This is a genomic window from Kitasatospora sp. NPDC059827, from assembly GCF_042731675.1.
In the GTDB taxonomy this organism is placed as follows: domain Bacteria; phylum Actinomycetota; class Actinomycetes; order Streptomycetales; family Streptomycetaceae; genus Kitasatospora.
The window spans coordinates 20,433-27,945 of sequence record NZ_JBHWIV010000104.1; the positions used below are offsets into that span (position 1 = coordinate 20,433).

Annotated in this window: 8 protein-coding genes; 3 read left to right on the plus strand and 5 right to left on the minus strand. The window is 76.1% G+C overall.

Annotation, left to right across the window (positions count from 1 at the left end; genetic code table 11):
* Window positions 1–68: 68 nt before the first annotated feature.
* From ACFV8H_RS36805 to ACFV8H_RS36815, 3 genes are all read right to left on the minus strand, one after another.
* Entirely contained in the window at window positions 69–890 is an 822-nt protein-coding gene (locus ACFV8H_RS36805) for an integrase (protein WP_375896737.1), read from the minus strand.
* A 352-nt stretch (window positions 891–1,242) separates the two neighbouring features.
* Entirely contained in the window at window positions 1,243–1,851 is a 609-nt protein-coding gene (locus ACFV8H_RS36810) for a TIGR03086 family metal-binding protein (RefSeq protein WP_380408514.1), read from the minus strand.
* The gene (locus ACFV8H_RS36815; protein ID WP_380408516.1) at window positions 1,848–2,714 is read right to left on the minus strand and encodes an alpha/beta hydrolase; all 867 of its coding nucleotides are present in this window, start codon (window positions 2,712–2,714) and stop codon (window positions 1,848–1,850) included. The genes ACFV8H_RS36810 and ACFV8H_RS36815 overlap by 4 nt, the downstream gene beginning before the upstream one ends.
* Before the next feature lie 173 nt (window positions 2,715–2,887).
* Here ACFV8H_RS36815 and ACFV8H_RS36820 point away from each other — a divergent pair, with 173 nt between their 5' ends.
* A complete protein-coding gene (locus tag ACFV8H_RS36820; RefSeq protein WP_380408518.1) occupies window positions 2,888–3,529 on the plus strand; it encodes a TetR/AcrR family transcriptional regulator in 642 nt (213 codons plus the stop codon).
* A gap of 42 nt (window positions 3,530–3,571) precedes the next feature.
* On the opposite strand, the gene ACFV8H_RS36825 is transcribed toward ACFV8H_RS36820, so the two are convergent.
* Entirely contained in the window at window positions 3,572–4,894 is a 1,323-nt protein-coding gene (locus ACFV8H_RS36825; protein ID WP_380408520.1) for an amidase, read from the minus strand.
* A 25-nt stretch (window positions 4,895–4,919) separates the two neighbouring features.
* Window positions 4,920–5,150: a hypothetical protein gene (locus ACFV8H_RS36830; RefSeq protein ID WP_380408522.1), complete on the minus strand. Its 231-nt coding sequence runs from the start codon at window positions 5,148–5,150 to the stop codon at window positions 4,920–4,922.
* A gap of 182 nt (window positions 5,151–5,332) precedes the next feature.
* Here ACFV8H_RS36830 and ACFV8H_RS36835 point away from each other — a divergent pair, with 182 nt between their 5' ends.
* On the plus strand, window positions 5,333–6,310 hold the full coding sequence (locus ACFV8H_RS36835; RefSeq protein ID WP_380408524.1) for an LAETG motif-containing sortase-dependent surface protein: 978 nt from the start codon (window positions 5,333–5,335) through the stop codon (window positions 6,308–6,310).
* Window positions 6,311–6,407: 97 nt separating this feature from the next.
* Window positions 6,408–7,160 carry a hypothetical protein gene (locus tag ACFV8H_RS36840; protein WP_380408526.1) on the plus strand — a complete coding sequence of 251 codons (753 nt, stop codon included), beginning with the start codon at window positions 6,408–6,410 and terminating at the stop codon, window positions 7,158–7,160.
* The last annotated feature ends 353 nt before the right edge of the window (window positions 7,161–7,513 follow it).

The window sequence follows — 7,513 nt, forward strand, 5'->3', positions numbered from 1 at the left end:
CACCACCCACCCCGCACCACCCGGGCAGCACCCCCCGGGCAGCACCGCCTGAGCAGCGCCTCCGCCGGCTACAGCAACGCGTAGACGGCGGAGGCGTCGTCGTGGGTCTTGCCGCGCGGCCAGCGCTCGCAGCCCGCGTCCGCCCGCTCCACCTCGCGGACCTGGGCGATCAGCTCACCGGGACCGGACTCGGCGAGCAGCTGCAGCACGTCCCCCCAACTGCCCAGCCCGAAGCGCTCGGTGTAACGCGAGGCCCCGTCGGTGAGGGCGGCCAGCGCGTGCAGCCGGTCCAGCCGGACGAAGCCGGTCTCGGCGTGCTCGGCGGCCCGCGGACTGGCGGCGGCGATCCACGGCCCGGTGCCCCGGTTCCGGGCGGCGCGCACCGCCAGCGCGTACTCCAGGTGCAGCGCGGCCCGCTCGGCCGACCCCGGGACGGTCGCCCAGACCTGGCGGCGCAGCCCCTCCCCGCCGGGGAAGCGCTGGTTGTCGCCGATCACCTTGGGCGGGCCGTCCTTGAACTCCAGCACCAGCAGCGAGTCCCCGAGCACCAGGTACTCCAGCGACTCGCCGTGCCGCCGGGCCGCGACCACCATCGCCGCGGGCGTGTTGGCGTGGCCGAGGTCGCAGCGGCCGCCGTGCAGCGCGGCCGTCTCCACGATGGCGTCGGCCAGGCACTCGGCGATCGAGCGGTCCACCCGGTCGGTCAGCCGGGCGAGCAGGTGCACCCCCAACCGGCGGACGTACCAGGCGGTTCCGTGCCGGCACCCGGACTCCAGGCCGGCCGGCGAACTGGCGCCGTCCAGCAGGACCAGCGCCTCCGGCGAGGCCGCCGCGAAGTCCTCGCTCTCGCGGTCGGGCCGCCGTGCTTCCCCTGCGAGCTGTAGCTGCATCCCGACAGTGTGGCCGCCACCCCCGGCCCGCGCCCAGACCCCTGCGCCGGTGTGGCACGGGCCGGGGCCGGTTTCCGGTGGCAGCCGGGGCGATTCGGCCATACCGTCGGATAACGACTGGACAATTCGGCCAATCAGGGCCGTCCAGGTTTGACACCACCTTCGGGTGCCCGGGCGGCCCGGGACTGACGAGGAGCGGAAGATGTTCTGGCAGTTCATCGTGTTGCTCGCCGCCGCGCTCGGCTTTCCGACCGCCGCACTGTTCTTCCTGATCGGCGGACCGCGCTTCCCCGACGAGCGGCGCGGCCCCGACGCGTAACCCCCCGGGCCGGGCCGGGCCGGGTCGCTCCTTCTAGGCGCGCCAGGCCGGGTCGCGGCCGAGCAGCGCCAGTGCCCGCTCGAACCGGCCCGCGCCGCCGCCGGGGGCAAGCCCCGGCCCGAACGGCCGGCCGGGCCCCCGGAACTCCGGGGTGTCCGGGACGGCCCCGGTCACCGCCAGCAGCGCGCCCGCCAGTTCCTCGTCGCCGTCCACCGCCGCGACCAGCCGCCCGGCGCCGCCGAGCGCCGCGGCGGCGTCCCAGCCGTGCACCAGGGTGTCCAGCAGGTGGAAGCCGACGGCCAGGTCGAGCGGGAACGGCTCGTCGGTACGGAGCTCGGGCAGCCAGAGCGCCCGCCCGGCGGCGGCCGCCTCCCGGAAGGCGGCGGTGAGGTCGGCGCCGGTACGGCGGAAGTCCTCCGCCGGGTCGGCACCCAGCGGGATGTCCGCGAACAGCGCCAGGTCCGGACCGGCGCCCCGGGCGGCCGCGGCGAAGCCCCGGTGCTGGCCGACGCAGTGCGCCAGCAGCGCACCCAGGGTCCACCCCTCGCACGGGGTGGGCCGGCCCAGCTGCTCCGGCCGGACGGCGGCCATCACCTCGACGGCCGACGCCACGGCCCGCGCGTGCAGTTCGACGATCCTCATGCGGCCGCGACCCCCGTTCCGGCGGCGACGAAGCCGATCACCTGGTCCACCACGGCCGGTTCCGCGACGATCCGGCGGTGGCCGAGCCCCCGGGTGACCACCAGGTCGAGTCGTTCCCCGTACGCCCGCTTCAAGCGGTGCGCCTGGCCGAGCGGCACCACGTCGTCGTCCTCGTCGTGCAGCACCAGGACCGGCAGCCCGATCTCCGCCGCCCGGCGCGCGGCGTCGTACCGCTCCCAGACCCCGGCGTCCCCGGCGAACAGGTCCTGCTCGATGCGGCGGCGCAGCGCCCGCTCGACGGTGGCGTCCAGGCCCAGTCCGGCGCAGAAGGCGGCCGGGAAGAAGCCCACCTCGGACACCCCGGAGACGGCCGCCAGGCGGCCCGCCCGCAGGCCGTCGCCGAGCGCGCCGAAGGCCGCGCAGACGCCCAGCGAGTGCGCCACCACGGCCTCGAACGGCCCGTACCGGTCCTGGAGTCGCAGCGCCAGTTCGCGGTACTCCAGCACGCTGGTGGCGCGTCCGCCGGAGTCGCCGTGGCCCGGCGCGTCGAAGGCCAGGACGCTCAGGCCGAGGGCGCGCAGCCGGGGGACGAAGGGCGCGAAGCGGGACGCCCGGGAGCGCCAGCCGTGCAGCAGCAGGACGGGCCGTTCGCCGCTGCCCCAGCGGTAGCCGACCACGGGTCTGCCGTCGACGGCGAGCGGTTCGCGGGCCGCCCGGTGGTGGACCTCCCGCTCGGCGGGCCGGACCGGGCTGCGCCGCAGCGGGCGCCGGAAGAGTTCGAAGGCCGCCCGGCCGGCCAGGCCGGGGGCGATCCGGGCGGTGGGGTTGAGGGCGGTGCGGATCAGTGCCTGGGCCGGGTCCATCGGGTCTCCCCTGCTCTCTGCGTGCTGCGCTCCCTGGGCCTTGCTCCTTGCTCGGGGCGAGATATTAGCACGACCGTTCGTGCAGTTTTCAGACCACCGCCGGACCGCCGGGCCCACGAACCGACCCACTACCCTGGGCGACACCCCACGGCGACGAGGAACGAGGGCGCACCATGGCCGCACCGACCACGGACGGACGGGTCCTGCGCGGGGAGGAGACCCGCCGGGCCGTCCTGCGCCGCGCCGTCGGGATCGCCTCCGTCGAAGGCCTGGACGCGCTGTCCATCGGCCGCCTCGCCACCGACCTCGGACTCAGCAAGAGCGGCGTCTTCGCCGGCTTCGGCTCCAAGGAGGAACTCCAGCTCGCCACCGTCCGCGCCGCCCGCCGGATCTTCGCCGACGCCGTCCTCACCCCGGTGGCCGAGGTCCCGCCCGGCCTCGCCCGGGCCCGCGCGCTCGGCGAGAGCTGGCTCGCCTACTCCCGCGCCCGGGTCTTCCCCGGCGGCTGCTTCTTCTACCAGGTCACCGCCGAGTTCGACGCCCGCCCCGGCGCCGTCCGGGACGCCCTGGCCGGCTGCGCCCGGGAATGGCACGGCACCGTCGTCGAAGCCCTCGCCGGGGCCCGCGGCACCGGCGCCCTGCGCCCCGACGCCGACCTCGACGACCTCGCCTTCGCGGTGATCGCCGTCCTGGAGGCGGCCAACGCCCAGGCCGTCCTGCACCAGGACGACGTCCCCTACCAGCGGGCCGGCCGCCTCCTGCCGGGCCTGCTCCGCACCGCCGCCACCGACCCGGCCGACCCCGCGCTCGCCTGAGCCGCGACCCCGCCCGTACCCGCCGCTACCCCGTACCCGCCGCTACCCCAACGCCCGCTGCCCCAACGCCCGCTCCAGCACGGCGGCCCCGGCGAGCAGCCGCTCGTCCGCCCCCGCCGCGCCGACCAGTTGGAGACCGAGCGGCAGCCCCTCCGCCGTCCGGCCGGCCGGCAGGCTCACCGCGGGCAGGCCGAGGAAGCTCCACGGCAGCGACATCACCCCGTTCCCGGTGTCGTGCAGGCCCTCCGGCGCCCCGCCGGTCGCCGAGGGCGCCAGCCACAGGTCCACCCCTGCGGCGGCCGCCGCCCCGGCCACCCGCTCCCGCAGCCCCTCCCGGAACCGCAGCGCGGCCGCCCGGTCCACCGCCGCGACCCCCTGCCCGACCCGGATGCTCGCCACCGTCTCCGGCCGGTACAGCCCGCCGAAGCGGGCGAACCAGTCGGCGTGGCTGCGGGCCAGCTCGAACCGGTTGACGACCTGCACCTGCCGCACCACCTCGGCGAAGTCGGGGAACAGAGGCACCCTGCGCACCGTCACCCCGGCCCGGACCAGCCGTGCCACCTGCTCCTCGAAGGCCCGCCGCGTGGCCGGCTCCGCCCGCTCCAGGTACGGCCCGTCCGGCACCCCGCACACCGGGGCCGCCACCGCCTCCCCCTCCCCGGGCCGCCAGTCCTCGCACAGCAGCGGGGCCACCAGCGCCGCGCCCGCCTGATCGGCGGTGAACACGCCCAGGGTGTCGAAGCTCGGCGCGTTCGGGACCACGCCCGCGAACGGGATCCGCCCGTACGTCGGCCGGAACCCCACCACCCCGCAGTACGCGGCCGGCCGGATCACCGAACCCACCGTCTGGGTGCCGATCGCCAACGCCACCAACCCGGCCGCCACCGCCGCCGCCGACCCGCTGCTCGAACCGCCCGGGGTGTGCCCCGGCCGGTGCGGATTGCGGGTCGGGCCCGGGGCGGTCGCGGCGAACTCGGCGGTGACCGTCTTGCCCGCGACCATCGCCCCCGCCGCCAGCAGCCGGTCCACCACCACGGCCTGCGGCCCGGCCAGCACACCCGGCGGCAGCGCGGACCCCGCGTGCGTGGGCAGGCCGTCCACGTGCACGATGTCCTTGATCCCCACCGCCACCCCGTACAGCGGCGGCCGGCCGGCCGGCTCCGGGTAGCGTGCGGCCAACTCCTGTGCCCGCGCCCGCAGTCGGTCGTGCCGCCCGGGCTCCGCCACGAACGCGTGGAGCAGCGGGTCCACCCGCTCGACCCGCGCGCAGAACCGGTCGACGTACTCGGACAACCCGGGCGTGCCGGAGCGCAGCCCCGCGGCCTCGGCGGTCAGCGACCGGGGCCGGACCAGCGATTCCTCCATACCGAGCACCGTAGCGCCCGGCCGCTCACTGGTGCTCGGCCGACAGGTACGGCGTCTCGCGCAGGAAGTACGCCCCGCAGGTGTGGCAGCACAGCTCCGGGGTCCGCCCCCAGTCCACCGCCTCCCGCACCGGCGCCGCGGGGTCGAGCTCCCGGCCGCACATCGCCACGCTCTGCGACCCCCGGACCACGTGCCACAGCCGCACCCCTCCGGCCTCCCCCTCGGGGCCGAACTCGGCTCGCATCTGGTGCATCATGCCCCCATCGTCCGGCGGCCCCCACGCCCCGGCAACCGGAGCAACCCGGCCTCCCGTCCCCGCCCGGAGCACCGGCACCCCACCCCGGTAGGGTACGCGGGCGAACCAGTGCCGACGGCCCGCGCCGAAGCCTCAAATCGCCCAAAACCACCCGTATTTCGCCCAAAGATGGAGCTAGTCGCGTGCGCTCTTCCCGCCTTCTCGCCGCCTCTGCGCTGACGGCAATCGCCCTCTGCGCCACGGCCGGTGCCGCCACCGCGAGCGCCGTCGGGATCACCTCCCCGACCCCGGCCCCGACCGGCACCACGACCGCGACCACCGCCCCGAGCACCCCGGCCCCCGGCACCCCGGCGCCGAGCACCCCCGTGCCGACGGCCACGGCCAAGCCGACGAACCTGCCGACCCCGCCGGTCCCGACCCCGAGCGGCGGCCCCTGCCGCGGCTACCAGATCCGGGACCTCAAGGTCACCGGCTCCGGTCTCGCCAAGACCACCCTGGTCAAGGGCGGTCCGGCGCAGGAGGCCACCGTGACCTTCGAGAACACCACCTCGGTCGACCTCAAGAAGTTCGACACCTACTTCTTCTTCACCGACATAGCGGAGACCGAGCCGGTCACCAACCCGGTCACCTGGGGCAAGGAGTCCTTCACCATCCAGGTGAAGCTGCCCGGCGGGGACTGGAAGACGCCCGAGGCGAGCACCGTCACCGGGAACATGTCCTACCTGAAGGTGGAGCTCGGTCAGTACAAGATCGCCAAGGGCGGGAAGCTCACCCTCCAGGTGCGCCTCGCGGCCACCGACAAGGCCCTCGCCGCGCGGTACTTCGCCCAGCTGAGCGGCACCTCCGAAGCCTTCGAGAGCAAGGACGTGCCGGGCGCCCCCGCCACCGACAGCTGCCTGGCCTTCAACGGCGACTACCGCGTCGACGACCTCTTCAAGGTGGTCGATGCCGGCTCGACCACCCCGGCCACCGGCACCGCCGTCCCGGCCGCCGCCGTGTCCGCCACGGCCTCCGCCTCCCCGTCGGCCGGCCCGCACCTGGCCGAGACCGGCAGCTCCTCCAACACCCTGCCGATCGCCCTCGGCGGCGCCGCCGTCCTGGCCGCGGGCGCCGGTACCCTGTTCGTCCTGCGCCGTCGCAAGGCGGGCGCGCACAGCTGATCCCGTGTGAAATGAACCGAGGGGCGCGGACAACCGTTCGGGCCCCTCGGTGGTCTTCCGGGAGAGCGACACCCGACCCCACCGCTGGAGCCCGCCGATGCGTCCCGCCCGCCTTCCCGCCGCCTGCACCCTGCTCGTGCTCACCGCCGGCCCGGCCGCCCTCGCCACGGTCCCCGCGTTCGCCTCCGACACCCCGACCACCGCCCCCGCGACGCCCACCGGGGCACCCACCGGGACGCCTTCCGAGACCGCGACGCCGACCCCGACGCCGACCGCCCCCGCCGACTGCCCGGAAGGCACCACCGCCGACCCGATACCGGCCACCGGCGGCACCGGCACCCCGGGCGAACTCGCCGTCACCTTCACCAACACCAGCACCGCCACGGTGAAGCAGCTCGCCACCACCGTGGCCCTCGCCGACGGCAGCGGCAGCCTCCCGCTGGAACTGCGCGCGGGCGCCGGCGCCTGGAAGCCCCTCGCCGTCACCGGCACCCCGGTCGACACCGGCGCCTACCAGGTCCCCCAGGGCCAGCGGCTCACCCTCCAGGTCCGGCTCGCCGCCAGCACCCCGCGCGGCGACCACCGCCTCACCTTCACCGCCAAGTCCGAGGTCCTCCCGAGCGGCTCCGCCCCGGCGAAGAAGTACACCTGCCCCCAGCTCACCGCCACCTACACCGGCACCCTCACCCCCGCCGGCCAAGCCCAGCCCGCCACCGCCACCACCCCCACCCATCTCGCCGACACCGGCGCCGGCACCGCCACCCGCCCCCTCGCCATCGCCGGCACCACCGCCCTCCTCCTCGGCACCACCCTCCGCCTCCTCACCCGCCGCCGCCCCACCACCGACTGACGGGCACCCGCCCGGACACCCTCAGGACGCAGCGCGCAGCAGAGCGCCGTCCTGCCACTTGAGGATCTTGTCGAAGCTGACGATGGCCCCGCGGAGCGGGTGGTTGCGGAGCTGGACGTGGTCGGTGAGGGCGTGGATGAGGAAGAGGCCGCGGCCGGATTCGGCGGTGAGGTCGGGGAGGGTGTCGAGGTCGACCGGGCGGAGGGTGGGAGCCGCGGGGCGGTGGGGGAGGACGTGGGTGTCGTAGGGGTGGCCGTCGCGGCGGGGGCCGTTGGGCGGTTAGCACGCGGCCCGGGACGTTGCCGCGGCCGCGGCGGGGGCGCCGGGGCCCGCGGTATCTTATACACAAAACC